This window comes from Streptomyces sp. NPDC001137, assembly GCF_040298885.1.
GTDB lineage: Bacteria > Actinomycetota > Actinomycetes > Streptomycetales > Streptomycetaceae > Streptomyces.
In genome coordinates this window covers 72,299-92,856 of record NZ_JBEPBA010000030.1, presented here as the reverse complement: position 1 = coordinate 92,856, position 20,558 = coordinate 72,299, and the positions used below count along the sequence as shown (strand labels likewise).

Here is a 20,558-nt window from a genome sequence, read left to right as displayed (position 1 = left end):
GGGTCGTACGGGCACAGCCCCGTGCTTCAGGCGGCCGAGGCCACCGGCGTGGCCGCCTCGTGCGCGGGAAAGTGCGGCAGGACATACTCGGCCAGCTCCTGCAGGACCTCGGCGGCCGGCCTGCGGCCGTACTTGAGGTTCAGCACGACGTGATGGACACCGGCCTCCCGCAGGCCCTCCAGATGGGTGCGCAGATAGCGACGGCCGGTCCGGTAGCCGAGGTGGATCGCGCCGGGCCGGGCGTCGGGGCGGTCCACCAGGTCGAGGTAGAGCGACTGGGCGAAGGGCTTTCGGGGCTCGCCCGCCTCGTGCACCGCCTTCTGCCACAGGGCGGTCGTACGACGCTGCTGGATCAGTGGCCGCGGGTACATGAGCCAGCCGTCGGCGTGCTCGGCGATCCACGGCACGCTCTGCCGGCTGTGCCCGGTCACCAGGACCGGGACGCCGCCCCCGGCCGGCTTCGGCAGCACACCCGCGTCGCGCAGGGCGCCGTAGCGCGAGTCGACGGCGGGGAAGTCCTCCGTCCACAGGCGCCGCAGCGTCGAGACCGCGGTGCGGAACAGCTCGCCGCTGTCGTCGCGGTCGAGCCCGTACGCGGGGAACTCCACGCCCCGGTCGCCGGTGGCCGCGCCGAGCACCAGCCGCCCTCCGCTGAGCCGGTCCAGCGAGGCCGCGGACTTCGCGGTGTCGATGGGGTTGCGCAGCGGCAGCACGGTGGAGCCGGTGGCCAGCGCCACGCGCGAGGTGCGGGACGCGATGTGGGCCAGCCACACCCAGGGGTCGTACATCTGCCCCGCGTCCCCGAATGCCGGGTCCAGCAGGGGGATGTCGCGCACCCACAGCGCCGCGAAGCCCGCGCGCTCGGCCTGCACGGCGCGCTCGGTCTGCTCCGCGACATCCATCCGGGCCACGGGGCCGTCGTACGACTCCAGCGGGAAGAACACGCCCAGCGTCAGGGCGCCGGGACGGAACATGCGCGCGAAACCGGGGCGCCTGGCGAACCGGGAGTCGAAGCGGGACATACGGCCTCCGAGAGAAGCGGGAAAAAGAGCGTGCTCACTGCGGCCGGGCGCAACCGGCCCCGCCGCAGTGAGCGAACGCACCGACACCATCACCGCCCGCCAACGTAAGGACCGGCCGTCGTGCCCGGTGCCGAGGCCGCGCACAGGTTCTGACCGGTCCGCGCACCGCACCCCTGCCACCCTCGGTCGCCGCGGCCCTGACCTGGTCGTTTCCCGTGCCTTGGCGGCTCCTTGGACGCCCGGTCCGAGGCTCCTTGGCGAAGAGCCGGGACCGAGTGGCGAGGTGGGATGGAATGCAGATCGGGCTGCACACGCGCACCACACCGGGGGAGCCGTTCCACCGGGCGCAGCAGGCGTCGCAGGAGAGTGTGCTGGGGGAGTTGGGCCAGGTGCTCTTCGAGTCCCTGCCGCGCAGCGATCAGCGGCGCCGGGGGGTGGAGTACGTCCGGGGCCTGCTCGGAGTCGAGGGCCGCAAGTCGATACGGAACATCTCCTCGCTGTTCGGCGGAGAGGCGGCCGAACAGAGCCTGCACCACTTCATCAGCGGCTCCACCTGGGACTGGAGCCCCGTCCGCCGGGCCCTGGCCCACCACCTGGAGGAGATCTCCCCGGCCCGTGCCTATGTGCTGTGGCCGATGGTGATACCGAAGGCCGGCGAGAGCTCGGTCGGGGTGGACCGCCGCTTCGATCCCAGCCGCGGCCAGATGCTCAACGCCCAGCAGGCGGTGGGGGTCTGGGCGGTGTCCGAGGAGCACAGCACGCCCGTCAACTGGCGGCTGCACCTGCCCGAGACCTGGCTGGAGGACGCCACGCGGCGCCGGCAGGCGTCGATCCCGGAGCACATGTCGGCCGAGACGATGGACCAGTGCTGCGTGGAGGCCTACCGCTCCATCACCCGGGACTGGGGACTGCCCGTGCGCCCGGCCGTGATGGACGCGCGCGAGTCCGACGTGCCGGGTCTGGTGCGCCGGCTGCAGGGCGCGGGCGCGCCGATGCTGCTGCGCGTCAGCGCCAACCTGCAGGTGACCGCGGTCGACCCGGGGCTGCCGCGCACCCTCGCCGACACCGAGATGACGGCACATCAACTCATGCTGGCGGCACGGCCGTTGCGTCAGCCCGTCATCCAGCGCGGGCCGGCGGCGGACGGCAGGTCCGTGCACGCGGGGCTGATCGCGGCCGTCCGGGTGCGGCTGCCCCGGCGCGGTGCGAGCCGCCTCGCCGCAGGGCGTGAGCTGGTGCTGCTCGGCGTCGGCGAGAACGGCGGGCGCTGGCCCGGTGAGCTGTGGCTGACCGACATCACCGACCTGCACCCGGCGCAGCTGCTGCGGCTGAGTCGGCTGACCCGGCGGGTCGACCGGGATTTCAGCGAGATCGCCGAGCGGGTCGGCATCCGGGACTTCTCCGGCCGCTCCTTCAGCGGCTGGCACCGCCACGCCACCCTCGCCTCGGCCGCCCACGCGGTCGCGGTCCTCTCCGGCACGGCGGACCGGATGCCGGAGGCCGACAGGGCGACGGCATGACGGATACAGCGCGCGGGGCCGGAGCGGAGGCCGGCCCCGCGGCGGTGCGGGGGAGCGGGGCGCGGCGCAGTGTACGGCGCGGTGAGAGCTCACCCGGCAGAGTTCCAGGCGTTTGAGTCAGCTCCGCGTCCCACCCGGACGACGAGCTGACGGACTTCGCAGGGCAGCTGACGGATTGTCGGGGCGGTCTTTGGCGACCCCCGAACCGGCGGCACACGATCGGCGGACCAAGCCGTCCCCGTGCCCGAGGAGTTCACCATGGCCAGCCAGCCGCAGGCCGAAGCCGAGCGGCGGGGTGTGTCCGCCGTCGCCGCGGACCCGCCCCGCCCCCGCGCCGCCGAGACCCGGGTGGTGGTGCGCACCTCGGCCGGACTCGTGGCGGGTGAACGCGCCGGCCGCTGCGCCGTGTTCCGCGGTGTCCCGTACGCCAGGCCCCCGCTGGGGGCCCTGCGTTTCGCCTCGCCCAGGCCGCCCGAGCCCTGGGACGGGGTGCGCGAGGCCGTGCGCTTCACCGACGTCTCCTTCCAGAGCGTCATCCCCAACCGGCCCGTGCCGCCCAGCAGCGAGGACTCGCTGTACGCCAACGTCTGGACGCCCGGCCCCGGCGGCAGCCGCCCGGTCCTGGTCTACATCCATGGCGGCGGCTGGCAGGCGGGCGCCGGCAGCATGCCCGTGTACGACGGAGCCCGGCTCGCCGAGCGTGGCGATCTCGTCGTCGTCACCTTCAACTACCGGCTCGGCGTTCTCGGGTTCGGCCTGCACGAGGAGCTCGCCGACCCGGACACCGGGCACTTCGCCAACTGGGGGCTGCAGGACCAGGAGGCGCTGCTGCGCTGGGTGCACGCCAACGCCGCCGCCTTCGGCGGGGACCCCGGCAACATCACCGTCTGCGGCACCTCCGCGGGCGGCGCCACCGCCTGGCAGCTGGCGCTGCTGCCCGCCCTGCGCGGTCTGATCCGCCGTATCGTCTCCATCAGCCCCAGCCATGCCACCCCGCCCGCGACCGCCCTGACGCCCGAGGACTCACGTACCGCGTACGAGGCCGTCGCGAGCCGGCTGGGCAGCACCGTCGCCGGTCTGCGCGAGGTGCCGGCCGCCGCGCTCGCCGGGGCCTGGGAGGAGCTCTTCGCCCCGCGCCCCGAGGACCGCATCGTCGCCAGCGGTCGCTGGTACCGCGGCCCGGTCGTCGACGGGCGCACCATGCCCGCGTACGACCACCGGCTGCCGACGCCCGATGTGCCCGTGCTGTCGGTCCACACCAGCACCGAGGGCTCGTTCTACACCGGCCCCGCCTCCCCGCAGCCCGCCCCCGCCCCGCGCGACGAGGCCGAGCTGAGGCAGGCCGTGCGCGAGGTGCTGCTGCTGGGCGAGGCGGGCGCGGACGACCGGCTCGTGGAGACCTGCCTCGCCGCCTATCGGGCCGCGGCCGCCGACACCGGCCTGCCACGCGACCCGCGCACGCTGTGGACCGAGATCTGGGGCGACGCCTACTTCCGGCACCAGATCGTCCGGTTCGCCGAGCGCCATGCCCGAAGCGGCAACTCCCCCCTGTACGCGATGGAGTTCGCCCACCCGGCGCGTCCGCCGCACTTCGGCACCCCGCACGAGGCGACCTCGCCCTTCCTGTTCGGCACCCACCGGCTCCCGCAACTCGCCGCCGTCCACGGCGACGGTCCGGTCGAGCGGCTGCTGTCCGACGTCCTCATCGACGCCGTGGCCGCCTTCGCCCGTACGTCGGTCCCACGCACCCCGAACACCCCGGACTGGACGCCGTTCACCCCCGACGCCCCCAGCACCCTCGTCCTCGGCGGCCCCGAGGTCGTGCAGGTCGCCCGCACGCCCAAGCTGGCCCAGCTGGGCTTCTGGGACGCGGTCGGCTGGGCGCCCCGCCTGTGACCCGCACCCTCACCGACCTTCTCCCGCACCCCTGTCCGCCCCGTGTCAGCACCCGTATCCGCAGCCGTGGCGTACGCCGCGCTGTCCGCCGTCCGTGTCTGGAGACCACTGTGGACGAATCCTTGCTCGACATCGAACTGAAGATCGCTCCCCAGCAGCCCGCGTGGGACGATCCGGCCCAGGTGCGCCGCGTCCGCTCGGACCTGGCGAGCCGCCCCCCACTGGTGGGCGCCGACGACGTACGCACCCTGCGCCGGCAGCTCGCCCTCGTGGCGGCCGGCGAGGCCCTGGTCGTCCAGGCCGGGGACTGCGCCGAGAACCCCGACGAGTGCACCGCCGGGCACGTCGCCCGCAAGACGGCCGTGCTCGACCTGCTGGCCGGGGCGCTCCGGCTCATCACCGGCAAGCCGGTGATCCGGGTGGGCCGCATCGCCGGACAGTTCACCAAGCCGCGCTCCCGGCCCACCGAAGTGGTCGGCGGCCTGGAACTGCCCGTCTACCGCGGCCACATGGTCAACGACCCCGACCCCACCCCGGAGGGCCGCCGCCCCGACCCGCTGCGCCTGCTCACCGGCTACATGGCGGCCGACGACATCATGCGCCACCTCGGCTGGCACAAGCCCGCCGGGCCCGACCGCATCGACCCCGTCGTGTGGACCAGCCATGAGGCGCTGCTGCTCGACTACGAGGTGCCGCTGCTGCGGAGCGAGGACGACGGCATGCTGCTGTCCTCCACGCACTGGCCGTGGATCGGGGAGCGCACCCGCCGGCCCGAGGGCGCGCATGTCGCCCTGCTGGCCGGCGTGACCAACCCGGTGGCCTGCAAGGTCGGACCGACCACCAGCCCCGGCGACCTGCTGGAGCTGTGCCGACGCCTGGACCCGCTGCGCGAGCCGGGACGGCTCACCCTCATCGCGCGCATGGGCGCCGACAAGGCGGCCGACGCGCTGCCGCCGCTCGTCGAGGCGGTACGTGCGGCCGGGCACCCGGCGATCTGGCTCACCGACCCCCTGCACGCCAACACCGTCACCACCCCCGGCGGTTTCAAGACCCGTTACGTGGAGGCGGCCGAGCGTGAGGTCGCCGCCTTCCACCACGCGGTCGTCGAGCACGGCGGTACCGCCGGCGGACTGCACCTGGAGACGACGCCCGACGCCGTCCTGGAGTGCGTGTCCGACGTGAGCCAGGCAGACAGGGTCGGCGACGCCTACGAGACCTTCTGCGACCCGCGGCTCAACGCCGGCCAGGCCATCTCCGTGGTCTCGGCCTGGCAGACGTGAGCCGCCCCGACCGACCGTCCCCGCCCGCACGGCAAGCGAAGGAGAACGCGCGACATGCACAGCGCAAGCTCAAGTGACAGCAGACTGGCCCTGGTCACCGGCGCCGCCGGCGGCATCGGCGCGGCCGTCGCCCGGGTCCTCGGCGAACAGGGCATCGCGGTGGCCGCCGTCGACCGTGACGCCGAGCAGCTCGGTGAGGTGACCGAGAAGCTCGGCGCGGACGGCCTGCCGGTGGCGCCGTTCCCCGCCGACGTGACCGACAGTGCCGCGGTGGAAGCCGTAGTCGTCGAGATCGAACAGCGGCTGGGTCCCGTCGACTACCTCGTCAACGCGGCCGGCGTGCTGCGGCTCGGCGAGGTCAGCACCTTCAGCGACGACGACTGGGCGAGCACGTTCGCCGTCAACACCACCGGCGTCTTCCATCTGTCGCGTGCGGTGGTGGGCCGTATGGTGCCGCGCGGGCGGGGAGCCGTCGTCACCGTCGCCTCCAACGCGGCGGCGACGCCCCGCAGCGGGATGGCCGCGTACGCCGCCTCCAAGGCCGCCGCGGAGATGTTCACCAAGAGCCTCGGGCTGGAGGTGGCGCGGCACGGCATCCGGTGCAACATCGTGGCGCCCGGGTCCACGGACACGCCGATGCTCAGTTCGATGTGGCACGACGACGCGGGGCCGCGGGCCACGCTCGCCGGGAACCTCGAGGCGTTCCGGGTCGGGATACCGCTGGGGAAGCTGGCGCAGCCGAGGGATGTGGCGCATGCCGTCGCGTTCCTGCTGTCCGATCAGGCCTCGCACATCACGCTGCACACCCTGACCGTCGACGGCGGGGCGGCTTTGGGCGCCTAGCAACTCCGTCAACCCACACTCCCAGAAAGGACACCGAGTTCGTCATGGCCGGACTTCCGCCCATCGAGTCGTACCCCTTGCCGACCCCCTCCGAGCTGCCCGCGAACACCGCCCCCTGGATTCCCGATCCCGAGCGGGCCGTGCTGCTCGTGCACGACATGCAGCGCTACTTCCTGAAGCCGTTCCCCGAGCCTCTGCGCGGTCAACTCATAGCGAACGCGGCGCAGTTGAGGGAGCGGTGCGCCGAACTCGGGGTGCCCGTCGCCTATACCGCCCAGCCCGGGGGGATGAACGAGCACCAGCGCGGGCTGCTCAAGGACTTCTGGGGGCCGGGCATGCGGCCGGCGCCCGCCGACCGGGCCGTCGTCGACGCGCTGGCGCCCCGCGACGGGGACTGGCAGCTCACCAAGTGGCGTTACAGCGCCTTCCACCACACCGATCTGCTCACCCGGATGCGTTTCCACCAGCGCGACCAGCTCATCGTCTGCGGGGTCTACGCCCACGTCGGCGTGCTGGTCACCGCCGTCGAGGCGTTCAGCCACGACATCGAGACGTTCCTGGTCGCCGACGCCGTCGCCGACTTCGACGAGAGCCACCACCGGATGGCCGTCGAGTACGCCGCCGCGCGCTGCGCGGTCGTCACCACCGCCAAGGAGGTCTTCGCATGACCGGCATCCGCGCCGGCCACCCGTACCAGGGCGGTCCGCTCGACCAGATCCTCGGCCCCACGCCGCCGCCGTTCGCCCTGCTGTACCGCCCGGAGGCCACCGGCACCGGTGTGCTCGACGTGCTGGTCGGTGAGGTGAGCGAGCACGCGGCGCTGGCCGACATCCCGCTGCCCGGGGCCGCCGAGGCCACCGGCGCCCCCCGGCACGACGTCCTCGCCCTCGTCCCGTACCGGCAGATATCCGAGCGCGGCTTCACCGGGCACGACGACGGCACCCCGCTGCTGGCGCTGAGCGTCACCGGGCAGGAGACGGTGCCGCTGGCCGCCGTACTGCAACTCCTGCCGGACGAGCCCATACGGACCACCGGTGGCCGTTTCGACGTGGACGACGACGCCTACGCCGAGACCGTCCGCCGGATCATCGCCGACGAGATCGGCACCGGCGAGGGCGCCAACTTCGTCATCAAGCGGACCTTCACCGTCGACATCTCCGACTACACCCCGCGCTCCGCCCTGACCTTCTTCAAGCGCCTCGTCGAGCGCGAGAAGGGCGCGTACTGGACGTTCGTCGTGCACACCGGGGACCGGACCCTCGTCGGAGCCACCCCCGAGCGGCACATCAGTGTGCACGGCGGCACCGCGGTGATGAACCCGATCTCGGGGACGTACCGCTACCCGGCCTCCGGGCCCACCCTCCCGGAGGTGATGGACTTCCTCGCCGACCGCAAGGAGGCCGACGAGCTGTACATGGTCGTCGATGAGGAACTGAAGATGATGGCCCGGATCTGCCCGGGAGGCGGGCGGGTGACCGGTCCGTTCCTGAAGGAGATGGCCCGGCTCGCGCACACCGAGTACTTCATCGAGGGCCACACCGACCGCGACCCGCGCGAGGTGCTGCGCGAGACGCTGTTCGCGCCGACCGTCACCGGCTCCCCGCTGGAGAGCGCCTGCCGGGTCATCGGCCGCTACGAGCAGGAGGGCCGCGGCTACTACAGCGGGGTCGTCGCCCTGATGGGCCGGGACCCCGAGGGCCGCTCGTCCCTCGACTCCGCGATCTGCATCCGCACCGCCGACATCGACACGGGCGGCACCCTGCGCATCGGCGTCGGGGCGACCCTGGTGCGCCACTCCGACCCGCTGTCCGAGGTGGCCGAGACCCGTGCCAAGGCCGCCGGGCTGCTCGCCGCGCTGGAGGGCGAGGGCCGGGCGCGGTTCGCGGCGCATCCCGAGGTGCGGCGGGCGCTGGAGCGGCGCAACGAGACCATCGCCGGGTTCTGGCTCGCCCGGGGCGCGTCACCCGCCGGGCAGCCCGCCCTGCCGCGGGGGCGCCGGGTCCTGGTGGTGGACGCCGAGGACACCTTCACCTCGATGATAGGGCACCAACTGTACTCACTGGGACTGGAAGTGACGGTGCGTCGGTTCGACGAGCCGTACGACGTCGACGGTCATGACCTGGTGGTGATGGGGCCGGGGCCGGGCGATCCGCGCGATCTGTCCCACCCCAAGATCGCCCACCTGGACGGCGCGATCGCACGGCTGCTGGCCGAGCGGCGACCGTTCCTCGCGATCTGCCTCAGCCATCAGGTGCTCAGCCGGCGGCTCGGCCTGGACCTGCGCCGCAGGGCCACCCCCAACCAGGGCGTACAGGTGGACGTCGACCTGTTCGGGCGGCGCGAACGCGTCGGCTTCTACAACACGTTCGCGGCCGTGAGCGCCGAGGACAAGACGGAGGCGGACGACGCGGGCGTCGTCGAGATCGCCCGCGACCCGCGGAGCCAGGAGGTGCACGCGCTGCGCGGCGCGTTCTTCGCCTCGATGCAGTTCCACCCCGAGTCCGTGCTCACCCAGAACGGCGTGGCCATCATCGGCGACCTGGTACGCGGCCTGCTGACCGGCCTCCCGATGGCCCCCGCGGCCTGACACTCCCGCGGCCGGCCCGGCCCGAGCGCCGGGCCGGCCGCCCTATCTGACGTACTCCCCGGCGACCTGACGGCTTCGCGGGCCGGGCTTTGCCCGCAGCCGAGCCGTCTCGGGAGCATCGGGCTGCGCGGGGAGGCCCGAACTCTGACGGAAGGGTCACACAATGATCACCACGGGTACGGCCCGGACCGGCCGGACGAACACCGGCATCGCGATCCTGGGCACCGGATCCTGTCTGCCCTCTCATGTGGTCGGCAACGACGAGGTGGGAGCGGCCGCCGGGGTCACCGACGAATGGATCGTCCGCAAGACCGGAATACGCACCAGGCGCCGGGCCAAACCGGACGAGGCCACCTCCGACCTGGCGGTCGCCGCCGGCCGCGCGGCGATGGAGGCCGCCGGTGTCGGCGCCGCGGACCTCGCTCTGATCGTCGTCGCCACGTCCACTCCCGACCAGCCTCAGCCGCCCACCGCCAGTGTGGTCGCCGACGGTCTCGGCGCGGGCCACGGCACCGCCGCCTTCGACGTCAACGCGGTCTGCAGCGGCTTCGTGTTCGCGCTGAACGCCGCCCAGCACGTCCTCGCCGGCTCCGACTCGCCGTACGCGCTGGTCATCGGCGCGGACATCTACTCCCGCATCCTCGATCCCGAGGACCGGCGCACCGCGATCCTCTTCGGCGACGGCGCCGGCGCCGTGGTGCTCGGCCCGGCCCGGACCGGACACGGCCTGCTCGCCGGGCGGCTGGCCGGGTTCGGTGCCGAACGCGATCTGATCGAGGTGCCGGCCGGGGGCAGCAGGCTGCCCGCGAGCCCCGAGACCCTCGCCGACGGCCGCCACTACTTCACCATGAACGGCCGCGGTGTCCGCGACTTCGTGAACGCCACGGTCACCCCGGCCATCACCGCCTTCGTCGAGGAGGCCGGCTTCACCGCCGGCGACATCGACCACTTCGTACCGCACCAGGCCAACGGCCGGATGCTGGAGGAGCTTTCGGCCTCGGTCGGCATCCAGGACGGCCGTACCCGCTTCACCTACGAGGACTTCGGCAACACCGGAGCCGCCTCCGTCCCCGTCACCCTCGACCACGCGGCCCGCTCCGGGCAGCTCGGCGACGGGGACCTCGTACTGCTGGCCGGCTTCGGCGGCGGCATGGCCATGGGCCTGTCGCTGCTGCGCTGGCAGCTCACCCACCCCTCACCCACCACCTCCGACCTCTGAGGAGACGGCGATGTCGAACGTCATCATGGACGACTACCTGCGCCGCATCGGCGCCACCCGGCCCGAGCGGGCGGACCTGGAGGGACTGCGCCACGTGATGGAGCGTCACCTCCTGTCGGTGCCCTTCGAGAACCTCGACTACCACATGGAGGGCACGGACATCTTCATGGACGAACGCGTCCTGGAGAAGATCGTGTACGGCAACCGCGGCGGCGGCTGCTACGAGGTGAACCCCGCGCTGTACTTCCTGCTCACCTCGCTCGGCTACGAGGTCGACATCCTGCCCGGCTGGGTGCACCGCCCTGGCGGCGTCCTCGGCCCCTTCCTCGGCCACCTGGCGCTGCGCGTGAAGGCGGACGGCGAGGACTGGCTGGTCGACGTCGGCTTCGGCCGCAACAGCCGCTTCCCGCTCAACCTCTCCTCCCGCGAGGTGCAGCAGGACCCGCACGGCGAGTACCGGCTGCACGACGCGGGCGAGGGCGCCGTCGACGTGTACCTCGGCGGCAAGCCCCTCTACCGGGTCGCCGACCGGCCGGTCACCATCCCCGACTTCGCGCCCACCCTGTGGTGGTACCGCACCTCGCCCGACTCCTCCTTCCTGCAGGGCCTGTTCTGCTCCATCCGCACCGAGGACGGCCTGGTCACCCTCAAGGCCAACCAGCAGGTCAGCATGGTCGCCGGCGAGGAGCGCTCCAAGCGCACCCTCGCGGACGAGGCCGAGGCGCTGGAGGCGTACAAGGAGTACTTCGGCATCAGCCTGGACCGGCTGCCGAAGGAGCCCGCCGGGGGCGTCACCGCCGGGGTGCGCACCGAATGAGCGCCATCGACAACATCGCGCCCGACATGGACGTGCTCGTCGTCGGGGCCGGCCCCACCGGACTGCTGACGGCCGTGGAGCTGATGCGCCGCGGCATACGGGTACGTGTCATCGACCGCGCCGAGGCACCGTCGACCACCCCCAAAGCGCTGTCCGTGTGGCCCCGCGCCCTCGACATCCTCGAGGACGCGGGACTGGCCGACGGCGTCATGCGCGAGTCCGTCCGGGTCGGCCGGCTCAGCTACTTCTCCGAACGCAAGCCCCTCGCCTCCTTCGCCCTCACCGAGGACACCGCCTGCCGGGTGCTCCCGCAGCACGTCACCGAGCGCCTGCTCGCCGAGCGGTTCGCCGAACTCGGCGGCAAGGTGGAGCGCGGGGTGCGGCTGCTGGCCCTGGAGGGCGTGGACTACTCCGGCGACATCGGCGCGAGCGACGGCGTCACCGCCGTGGTGGAGCTGCCCGACGGCAGCGTCGACCGGATCAGGGCGCCCTTCGTGGTCGGTGCCGACGGCGCCGGCAGCGCGGTCCGCGGCCAGCTCGGCATCGGCTTCCAGGGCAGCACCTACGAGATGGCCTTCGCGCTGATCGACGCGCGGATCGAGGGTCGGCTCCCGCCGGACGAGTGCCTGTTCTACCAGGCGCCCAGCGGCGCCCTGGTCGTCGTGCCGATGCCCGGCGGCGTGTACCGCTTCCTGTCCGTCATGCCGCAGGGCCGGCGTGAGGTCTCCCTGGAGATGATGCAGGAGATCCTCGACGAGCGCGGGCCGCGCGGGGTGCGGTTGACCGAGGCGGTGTGGCAGGCCGTCTTCCGGGTGCACGCCCGGCACGCCTCCGACTTCAGCGTCGGGCGCGTCTTCCTCGCCGGGGACGCCGCGCACGTGCACAGCCCGGCCGGTGGCCAGGGCATGAACAACGGCCTTCAGGACGCCCAGAATCTGGGCTGGAAGCTGGCTGCCGTCATCCAAGGCCGGTCACCCGCCTCGCTGTTGGCCGGCTACGGCACCGAACGCTCCGAGGCCACCCGGCAGATCGTGCGCGACACCGACCTGCAGACCAGGGCCTGGGTGGCGAACAGCCGGGCCAAGGTGCTCGCCAGGGACACCGCGTTCAAACTGCTCGACCGCACCGGTGTCGTCTCGCGGTTCTACACACCGGTGATGGCCGGGCGGCGCCTGGCCTACCCACCCGTGCGCGACACGCAGCGGCCCTCGGGCCTGTCCGGCTGCCGGCTCACGGGCCGGATACCGGGCGGCCTCAAGGACGGCGCCGTCTTCCCACGGCGGCAGGCGCTGGCGTACGGCATCAGCGGACCGGATGTCGACCCGCAGGCCTGGACGCTGGTCCTCACACCGCCCTCGGACGCCTGGCGCACCGAGGCCGGGCATGTCGCGCGCCGGTACGGCGGGGCGGTGCGCACGGTCGTGCTGCGCCGCCGCGAGAGCGCCCATGCCACCGGTTGCCGCAGCGCCGGCTACTGGCTGGTGCGGCCCGACGGACACATCGCGGCACACGGCCACGAGGCCGACCTCGGTCGCCTCGAAGCCGAGCTGAAACAGGTTCTGACCAGCTAGAACGGGCACGACCCGGGCGACTTGACATTAAAAGAGGCGAGCCCTGTCCGCGGACATTGCGGATGCGTAATGTCCAGGAACATGAAGCTGCGAGAGGGCGTGGAATGGGCAGTGCACTGCTGCATCAACCTGTCCTGGATCCTTCCTGACAGGGCGGTGCCGGCCGCCCGGCTGGCCGAGTTCCACGACCTGCCCACGGCTTATCTGAACAAGCAGATGAACGCGCTGGGACGAGCCGGCATCGTCTCGTCCCGCTCCGGCCCGCGCGGCGGATTCCGTCTCGGCCGCGCACCGCAGGAGATCACCCTGATGGACGTGGCGGCGGCCATAGACGGTTCGGCACGGGCCTTCCTGTGCACGGGCATCCGCCACCAGGGCCCGGCAGGCGGCATCGCCGGCCCGGACGCCCACCGCACCACCTGCACCGTCGCCCAGGCCTTCGCCCAGGCGGAGCTCGCCTGGCGGCACAGGCTGGCGGACCGCACGATCGCCGCTCTGGCGGACGAGGTCCGGCGGACCAACCCCGCCGTGCCGGACCAGGTACGCCACTGGTTCGACCAGGCCTGACAGGACAAGCCGCACAGCCGCAAACTCGCACAGCCGCAAAGTCGCACGACCGCAAGCGCACCCCCGGTACCCGTACCGCGTACCGATTCCCCTTGTGACCCCCCAGTGAAAGGCACAGTCATGCCGTCTTCGGCCACAGGCGCCGCCACCGAGGCACCGCGCCGGCGCCCTGGACTCCTCCTGGCGCTGCTGGCGTTCGCCCAGCTGATCATCTCCATCGACTACAACATCGTCTACGTCGCGCTCCCCGAGATCGGTGACGGGCTCGGCTTCTCCGCCCAGACCCTGCAGTGGGTGATCAGCGCGTACGCCGTCGCGTTCGGCGGGTTCCTGCTGCTCGGCGGCCGGGCCTGCGACCTGTGGGGGCCGCGCCGCATCTTCGTCCTCGGCCTGTCCCTGTACGGGCTGTCCTCGCTGCTCGGCGGCCTGGCCTCCGACCCGTGGACGCTGGTCGCCGCCCGCGCGGTGCAGGGCATCGGCGGTGCGTTCCTCTTCCCGGCCACCCTGACCCTGGTCTCCACCAAGTTCGCCGAGGGCAAGGAGCGCAACCGCGCCTTCGCCGTGTGGGGCACGGCCGGCGGCTCCGGGATGATCCTCGGCTCGCTGCTCGGCGGCGTCCTCACCCAGGCGTTCGGCTGGGAGTCCGTCTTCTTCGTCAACGTGCCGCTGGCCGCCCTGGCGATCGCGTTCGCCTTCCCGCTGATCTCCCGTGACCAGCTGGGCGGCGGCGCCCGCCGCTCGTTCGACCTGGCCGGCGCCCTGACCTCCACCATCGGCACCACCTCCGTCGTCTTCGCCCTGGTCCAGGGCCCGGAGTCGGGCTGGGGCTCGGGCACGGTGGTCGGCGCCCTCGTCCTCGGCGTGGTGCTGCTGATCTCCTTCTTCGTCATCGAGAAGCGCTCCGCCGACCCGCTGATGCCGCTGCGCCTGTTCACCAACCGCAACCTGAGCACCGGCTCCGCGGTCACCTTCTTCTACATGGCGACCTTCGGCACCCTGCTCTACTTCCTGACGGTCTACTTCCAGGGCGTGCACGGCTACAGCGCGCTGGAGACGGGCCTGGCCTTCCTGGTCCCGATGGTCGCCATCTCCGTCGGCGCCCAGACGGCCGGTCGTCTGGCCACGAAGTTCGGCCTGCGCGCCATCATGATCGCCAGCCTGCTCGTGGGCCTGGTCGGCACGGTCATCGTCGGCCTCACCCTCGCCACCGACGGCTCCTACGTCTCGCTGATCCCCGGGATGCTCGTCCTGGGGCTCGGTCAGGGCGCCGGCTACACGCTGATGTTCGGCGCCGCCACCGTCGGCGTGGACCCGATGGAGCAGGGCATCGCCTCCGGCATGGCCTCCACCACGCAGCAGATCGGCGGCGCGGTCGGCCTCGCGGTCCTGGTGGCCATCGCCAACTCCGGGCTCGGCGGCCTCAAGGGCGAGGCGCTGCGCTCGGCCACCACCGACGGCCTGCGCACCGCGGTGTTCATCGCCGCGGCGGGCATCGCGCTCACCGCGCTGGTCGCCCTCGGCCTGCAGAAGCCGAGCAAGCAGCGGGCCGTCGCCCAGGGCGGGGCCGCGGCCACCGCCAGCGAGGAGCCGCAGGCAGCTCAGGTCTGATCCCGACCGCCGGACCTCCGCATCGACCTTCCCCCGCCTGGTGCGGGGGTTCGGCATGTCTGCCGTCAAGCCCTGCCCGCCGCCAAAGCCGTTGATCCATAGCCGACTTGACGCATAGTGAGGTGGCCGATTGCCGGTGGCCGAGGATCCCTCGGAGGATCGATGTATGTCGAAAACATCGGTTGCCGAGGTGTCGTCCCCGGCCCCACCGCGCCCCGCGCCGCTCGCGGCGACCACCGCGACGGTATCCGTCATGGGCGTGCTCGTGGTGGGCCAGATGTACGTCACCATCCCGCTGATGCCCGAACTCGCCGGCGCCTGGGGTGTGCCGACCGGGTCGGCGGCGGCCTCGACCACCGCGTTCGCCTTCGCCCACGCGGTGGGCTCGCTGGTCAGCGGGCCGCTGTCCACGCGCTGGGGGCGGCGCACCGTGATGGTGGTCAACGTCCTGGCCATGGCCCTGTTGACCGCCGTACTGCCGCTGGCGTCCTCACTGGGCGCCGGGGTCGCGCTGCGCGCCGTGCAGGGCCTGTTCGCCGGCTCGTTCATCCCCATGTCGTACGCCTATCTGCACGCCCGCATCGCCCCGCACCGCGTCTCCCTGGCGCTGACCGTGGTCTCCGCCTGCATGGGGGCCACGGTCGTGATCGGCCAGGTGGAGGCGCAGCTCGTGGCGTCGCTGCTGGGCTGGCGGTGGGTGTTCTGGGGGACCGTGCCGCTGCTGCTGGCCGGGGCCGCCGTCTCGTGGCGGGTGCTGCTGCCCGAGGAACGGCGGGGCCCCGGCGTCGGCGGGCTGTCGGGCCTCAGGCCCGCCCTGGGCGCCCGGATGATCCCGCTGTACCTGGTCATCCTGGTCGGCGCCGGCAGCCTGACGGCCGTCTACACCGGCGTCCAGCTGTACGGCCCCGCGTCCGTGGCGGGCGGCGGCGCACCGCTGCTCGCTCTGCGCGCCAGCGCCCTCCCGGCGCTCCTCGGCGCCGTCCTGGCCGCCCCCGCCCTGGCCCGCTTCCCGGCTCCCCGGCGTGCGGCTGTGGCTCTCCTGGTGACCGCCGCGGCAATGCTGGCCGCCGCCGGCGCCCGGGACGACGCGATCCAGCTCGGCGCCGCCCTGTTCGCCTTCATGGCGGGCTTCGCCACGCTCGGCCCCGCACTCATCCAGTCGGTCGGCGCCCGCGCCGGGACGGCGGCCCAGACCACGGCAATCGCCCTGTACGGCTTCACACTCAACACGGGAGCCGGAGCAGGTGCCCAACTCGCGGCCCTCTTCAGCGGATTCACCCCACTGGCGCTGCTCCTCGCGGCCGCACTGACGCTGGCCGTCGGCGGACTCGTGCGCGCCGGTCGCACGACCTGACGCACCCACCGACCTCATGCTGCCGCGCCCTGCCCGGCGCGCAACTTCTGTCCGCCTTCACGGCCGGTCCGTCCTGCCGGTCCTGTTTCCGGCGGCTGTTCCGCGGACGGCAGCCGTACGGGCTGAGGCGGGTGTCGGCTCGTTGTTGCCGCACCCTGTCCGGCGTGCAACCTTCGGCTGTTCTTCGGACAGTTCACCGCGCACCCCTGCCTTCCGGCGGCCGCCTTGATGCTCGCCGTCGGCGGGGCCGTGCGCGGTGGCCGTCCTGGCGCTTCGACGGGGTTCTGCGGGGGTGGTCGTACGACGTGACGCGCTCGTCGGCCCTTGGCTGTCGCGTCCGGGTCCCCGGTATCCACCTCGCGCCCGCGGGACCTGCTCCTGGCGCTTGTTGTCGGCCGGGGGCGTGTACGACCTGACGCACTTGTCGACCCTTCGTTGTCGCGTCCCGGACCGCCGCCCCACGATGCGGGCAGCGCCGCGCGCTCCACCACCACCCCTGTCCCGACACCCGTACGCCCAGGGAGTACCCGACCATGACCAACGTCGCCGTCATCTACTACTCGTCCACCGGCTCGACCCACAAGCTGGCCCAGGCCGCCGCGGACGCCGCGGAGGCTCAGGGGGCCGAGGTGCGGCTGCGCCGGGTGGCCGAACTCGCCGCCACCGGGCGGCCCGGCTCCGAGGAGCATGCCGCCAGGGCCGCGGAGATCCCCGAGGCCACCCCGGACGACCTGGACTGGGCGGACGCCGTGCTGCTCGGCTCGCCCGTCCACTTCGGGCTGGCCGCCCCGCAGTTGATGCAGTTCATCAACACGACCTCACCGCTGTCGATCCAGGGCCGGCTGCTCAACAAGGCCGTCTCCGCCTTCGCCTCCGGCTCCGCCGAGCACGGCGGCCAGGTGACAACGATCCTCGCGCTGCACAACGCGATCTGCCACTGGGGCTCGGTCATCGTGGCCACCGGCTCCGCCGAGAAGGTGCTCTACGAGAAGAACAACGGCAACCCGTACGGCGCCAGCACCGTCGCCGGCAGCCGCGCCGGCTTCATCCACGAGGAGAACGTCGGCGCCATCGCCTACCAGACCCGCCGCACCATCCAGGTCGCCGCCGCCCTCAAGGCCGCAGCCGGCGTCCCGGCCGCCGCCTGACCGACCGGACGACAGGAGGAGACACCATGGCAGTCAGCGACCCCGCCCTGTTGCCCGGGACGTTCGTCGAGGCCTTCAACGCCAAGGACCTGGGCGCCATCGACCGGCTCTTCGAACCGCAGGCGGTGCGGGTCCTCACGCCCGGCGTGGTGGTGACCGGAGACGGCCGCCGACAGGCGACCAGCAGCTTCCTCGCCCTCGGCATCCCGATCGAGATCAGCCTGCGCCACACCTACGTCTACGACGACACCGCTCTGCTGATCGGTGACTTCGTCATCGACGGCACCAGGCCCGACGGCGAGCACGTGCACATCGAGGGCACAGCCACCGACGTCGCCCGCCGCGGCGCCGACGGGCTGTGGCGCTACATCATCGACAACCCGCCGGGAGTGGAGGTGGGAGCCGACCTGACGGACTAATCCTTTCCGCTGGCCGCCCGGCGCGCGTCGCGCCACCATGAGAAGGCACCCAGCAGCCGCAAACGGCGCGAGCACCCAACCCAATTGCCCAATTGAGGGAGCAGTACGGCCATGACCAATGTCGCCATCGTTTACTACTCGGCCACCGGAAACATCCACAAGCTGGCTGTCGCCGCCGCTGAGGCGGCGGAGAAGGCCGGAGCAGAGGTGCGGCTGCGCCGGGTCGCGGAAATCACCGACGAACCGCTCGCGCCCAACTACAAGGAATGGAGCGAGGCGAACAACGAGCACCGGACCACCGCCCGCGAGGTCGAGGTCGCCACGATCGACGACCTCGACTGGGCCGACGCGATCGTCTGGGGCACGCCGGGCCGCTACGGCCTGCTGGCCGGCCCGCTCAAGCACTTCATCGACCAGACCTTCGAACTGCACGCCCGGCGCGGCCTGATGAACAAGGCGATGTCCGCGTTCACCTCGACGGGCACCCCGCACGGCGGCCAGGAGTCCACGATCCTGTCCCTGAGCAACGTCTTCTACCACTGGGGCGCCGTCATCGTGCCGCCCGGCGTCACCGACGACATCCTGCTCGCGCCGAGCAACGGCAACCCGTACGGGGTGAGCGCCACCTCCGGCCTGCAGGCCATCCCGGGGCACCTCGCGCAGAACGTCACCGACGACAACCTCGCCGCCGTCGGCTACCAGACCGTCCGCACCCTCCAGGTGGCCGAGGCGCTCAAGCAGGGGCTGAAGAAGGGCTGAACCTTTCCGCAGGAAGGCGGGGAAATCCAGAAGGCCGGGTCGTGCAGCCGCGCGACCCGGCCCATTCATTTCCTCGCGCCGTGAGATGACATATTGGGCGCCTCTTTCTTTCCCGGGTCGGAATTCCATGGGAATTTATAAGAGGTAATTCCCCTATCTCATGTGTCGGTTCTCGGAGGAAGAGTCCTGATGTTCAAGGTGCCGAAGAGCAAGAAGTTCCTCTACCTCGGGGTCGTCTCCGAGCGCGCGGCCGAGAAGTTCGGCGACACTCCCATCACGCTCGACCACGACATGGACGCCTTCCCCGAGGCGGGCCGGAAGCTGACCGTCGCGGAGTTCGCCGGCCATGTGGCCGAGACCGCGAACCGGCTCTGGGCCGCGGGCGTGCGCCCCAGCGAGCACGTGGCCGTGCACAAGACGTCCAGCTTCGACATCACGGTGCTGGCCTGCGCCACGGCCCGGATCGGCGCGGTGCCCGCGATGCTCTCCCCGCACCTGGACGGTGAGACCATCGGCGAGCTGCTTCAGCGGCTGGAGCGGCCCACCCTGCTCACCGACGAGGCCAAACTGACCGGTTCGCTGGCCGACCTGCCGCTCACCGAGCTGACCGCACGCGTCGTCACCGTGACCGGTTCCCACGCGGACGCCGTGTCCCTGGCGGACCTCGCGGGCGCCCCGGAGCGCCGCCCGGTGCTGCTCGACCCCGACCAGCCGGCCCTGATGACCCACACCTCCGGGACCACCGGCATCCCCAAGCTGGTGGTGCACTCGGCGCGTTCGCTCGGCGCCCGCGGCAACTGGCAGGACAAGGTGGTCTCCCTCATCCGCAAGCGCGAGACCGCCGCCATGCACGTGTCGTACGTCCACTCGCGGATGTACCTGGGCCTCGCCGTGCTCCAGATGCGCGGCATGCCGATGGTGTTCATGGACGACGGCGACCCGGCGCACGTCGCCGACATGCTGGTCCGCCACCGTCCGGGCGTGCTGGAGACGCACCCCAACTCCTTCCTGGAGTGGGAGGCGATGCTGGACGATCCGCGCGGGCCGGTCTCCAACGTCAAGTACTTCAACAGCACCTTCGACGCGATCCACCCGAGCACGATGCACAAGTTCCTGCACGCATCGGACCGCCGCAGCCCGGTCTTCCTCCAGGTGTACGGCCAGAGCGAGTGCGGCCCGCTGGCCGCCCGCACCTACCGGCGCCGCAACGCCCTGAAGGCCGACGGCCGCTGCCAGGGTTACCCGACCCCGGGCATGACCAAGTACCGCCTGGTGTCCCGCAACGGAGCCAAGCCGACCAAGGAGACCCCCGGCTACATCGACGTGGCCACGGCGGGCCGCGCGCTGACGTACTACGGCGAGCAGGAGCGCTTCGACAAGCAGGTGGTCGGCGAGTGGTGGCGCGGCGGTGACGTCGGCTACCGCACCAAGTGGGGCTGTCTGCACCTGCTCGACCGGGAGGTCGACGTCATCCCGGGCATCGAGTCCACGCTGGAGATCGAGGACGCCGTACTGCACAAGCTGGACGAGCTGACCGAACTGGTCGTCGTGCCCGGTCCCGACAAGCGGCCGGTGCCGGTCGTGTGCACCCGCGGGGACGAGCCGCTCGACCTGGGGCGCTGGAAGGCCGCCGTCGCCGACCAGCCCGCCCTCTGCGAGCCCGTCCAGCGCCGGCTGTCCGAACTGCCGCGCACGGCCACCGCGAAGATCCGCCGACTGGAGCTGGCCCGGCAGCTCGCCGAGGCAGTCACACAGGAGCACGGGTGACGGCCCACCGGCGGACGGCCGAGGAGCCGGTACGGGGCGACGGGCGTGGCTCGTCGCCCCCGGAGCCGGGCTTCCTGGAGGTCTGGGCGAGATCCGCGCCGATCCGCCTGGCCGGCTACGAGGAGGACCTCGCCGAGCCGCACATCCTGCAGAGCGTCGACTGACCTGCACACTGCCGGGT

18 protein-coding genes are annotated in these 20,558 nt (G+C 72.3%); 17 read left to right on the top strand and 1 reads right to left on the bottom strand.

Annotated elements, in window-relative coordinates; all coding sequences use genetic code 11:
• Window positions 1-26: 26 nt before the first annotated feature.
• Window positions 27-1,022, bottom strand: a complete 996-nt coding sequence (locus ABT254_RS40265; RefSeq protein ID WP_351482034.1) for an LLM class oxidoreductase — start codon at window positions 1,020-1,022, stop codon at window positions 27-29.
• Between the two features lie 293 nt (window positions 1,023-1,315).
• Between ABT254_RS40265 and ABT254_RS40260 the strand changes: the two genes are divergently transcribed.
• From ABT254_RS40260 to ABT254_RS40180, 17 genes are all read left to right on the top strand, one after another.
• Window positions 1,316-2,542, top strand: coding sequence for an IS701 family transposase (locus ABT254_RS40260; protein WP_351482031.1), 1,227 nt, complete (start codon window positions 1,316-1,318; stop codon window positions 2,540-2,542).
• 258 nt (window positions 2,543-2,800) lie between these two features.
• Window positions 2,801-4,438, top strand: a complete 1,638-nt coding sequence (locus ABT254_RS40255; protein WP_351482028.1) for a carboxylesterase/lipase family protein — start codon at window positions 2,801-2,803, stop codon at window positions 4,436-4,438.
• A gap of 110 nt (window positions 4,439-4,548) precedes the next feature.
• Window positions 4,549-5,718, top strand: coding sequence for a 3-deoxy-7-phosphoheptulonate synthase (locus ABT254_RS40250; protein ID WP_351482025.1), 1,170 nt, complete (start codon window positions 4,549-4,551; stop codon window positions 5,716-5,718).
• 54 nt (window positions 5,719-5,772) lie between these two features.
• Window positions 5,773-6,561: a 2,3-dihydro-2,3-dihydroxybenzoate dehydrogenase gene (locus ABT254_RS40245; protein WP_351482022.1), complete on the top strand. Its 789-nt coding sequence runs from the start codon at window positions 5,773-5,775 to the stop codon at window positions 6,559-6,561.
• Between the two features lie 44 nt (window positions 6,562-6,605).
• Complete coding sequence (locus ABT254_RS40240; RefSeq protein ID WP_351482019.1) at window positions 6,606-7,229, top strand: isochorismatase family protein; 624 nt, start codon at window positions 6,606-6,608, stop codon at window positions 7,227-7,229.
• Complete coding sequence (locus tag ABT254_RS40235) at window positions 7,226-9,148, top strand: anthranilate synthase family protein (RefSeq protein WP_351482016.1); 1,923 nt, start codon at window positions 7,226-7,228, stop codon at window positions 9,146-9,148. Before ABT254_RS40240 ends, ABT254_RS40235 begins: the two co-directional genes overlap by 4 nt.
• 163 nt (window positions 9,149-9,311) lie before the next feature.
• Window positions 9,312-10,367, top strand: coding sequence for a 3-oxoacyl-ACP synthase III family protein (locus tag ABT254_RS40230; RefSeq protein WP_351482013.1), 1,056 nt, complete (start codon window positions 9,312-9,314; stop codon window positions 10,365-10,367).
• Window positions 10,368-10,377: 10 nt separating this feature from the next.
• The gene (locus ABT254_RS40225) at window positions 10,378-11,184 is read left to right on the top strand and encodes an arylamine N-acetyltransferase family protein (protein ID WP_351482011.1); all 807 of its coding nucleotides are present in this window, start codon (window positions 10,378-10,380) and stop codon (window positions 11,182-11,184) included.
• Complete coding sequence (locus ABT254_RS40220; RefSeq protein ID WP_351482008.1) at window positions 11,181-12,755, top strand: FAD-dependent oxidoreductase; 1,575 nt, start codon at window positions 11,181-11,183, stop codon at window positions 12,753-12,755. The genes ABT254_RS40225 and ABT254_RS40220 overlap by 4 nt, the downstream gene beginning before the upstream one ends.
• A gap of 81 nt (window positions 12,756-12,836) precedes the next feature.
• Window positions 12,837-13,322 (top strand): RrF2 family transcriptional regulator, encoded by a 486-nt coding sequence (locus ABT254_RS40215; protein WP_351482004.1) that lies wholly within the window; start codon window positions 12,837-12,839, stop codon window positions 13,320-13,322.
• Window positions 13,323-13,442: 120 nt separating this feature from the next.
• Window positions 13,443-14,930, top strand: a complete 1,488-nt coding sequence (locus ABT254_RS40210; protein WP_351482001.1) for an MFS transporter — start codon at window positions 13,443-13,445, stop codon at window positions 14,928-14,930.
• 166 nt (window positions 14,931-15,096) lie between these two features.
• Complete coding sequence (locus tag ABT254_RS40205) at window positions 15,097-16,284, top strand: MFS transporter (RefSeq protein WP_351481999.1); 1,188 nt, start codon at window positions 15,097-15,099, stop codon at window positions 16,282-16,284.
• Window positions 16,285-16,817: 533 nt separating this feature from the next.
• Window positions 16,818-17,432 (top strand): NAD(P)H-dependent oxidoreductase, encoded by a 615-nt coding sequence (locus ABT254_RS40200; RefSeq protein ID WP_351481997.1) that lies wholly within the window; start codon window positions 16,818-16,820, stop codon window positions 17,430-17,432.
• A gap of 26 nt (window positions 17,433-17,458) precedes the next feature.
• Entirely contained in the window at window positions 17,459-17,851 is a 393-nt protein-coding gene (locus tag ABT254_RS40195) for a YybH family protein (RefSeq protein WP_351481995.1), read from the top strand.
• 111 nt (window positions 17,852-17,962) lie between these two features.
• Window positions 17,963-18,610 (top strand): NAD(P)H-dependent oxidoreductase, encoded by a 648-nt coding sequence (locus tag ABT254_RS40190; protein WP_351481992.1) that lies wholly within the window; start codon window positions 17,963-17,965, stop codon window positions 18,608-18,610.
• 189 nt (window positions 18,611-18,799) lie between these two features.
• Window positions 18,800-20,377 (top strand): class I adenylate-forming enzyme family protein, encoded by a 1,578-nt coding sequence (locus tag ABT254_RS40185; RefSeq protein WP_351481989.1) that lies wholly within the window; start codon window positions 18,800-18,802, stop codon window positions 20,375-20,377.
• The gene (locus ABT254_RS40180) at window positions 20,374-20,541 is read left to right on the top strand and encodes a hypothetical protein (protein ID WP_351481986.1); all 168 of its coding nucleotides are present in this window, start codon (window positions 20,374-20,376) and stop codon (window positions 20,539-20,541) included. The genes ABT254_RS40185 and ABT254_RS40180 overlap by 4 nt, the downstream gene beginning before the upstream one ends.
• The last annotated feature ends 17 nt before the right edge of the window (window positions 20,542-20,558 follow it).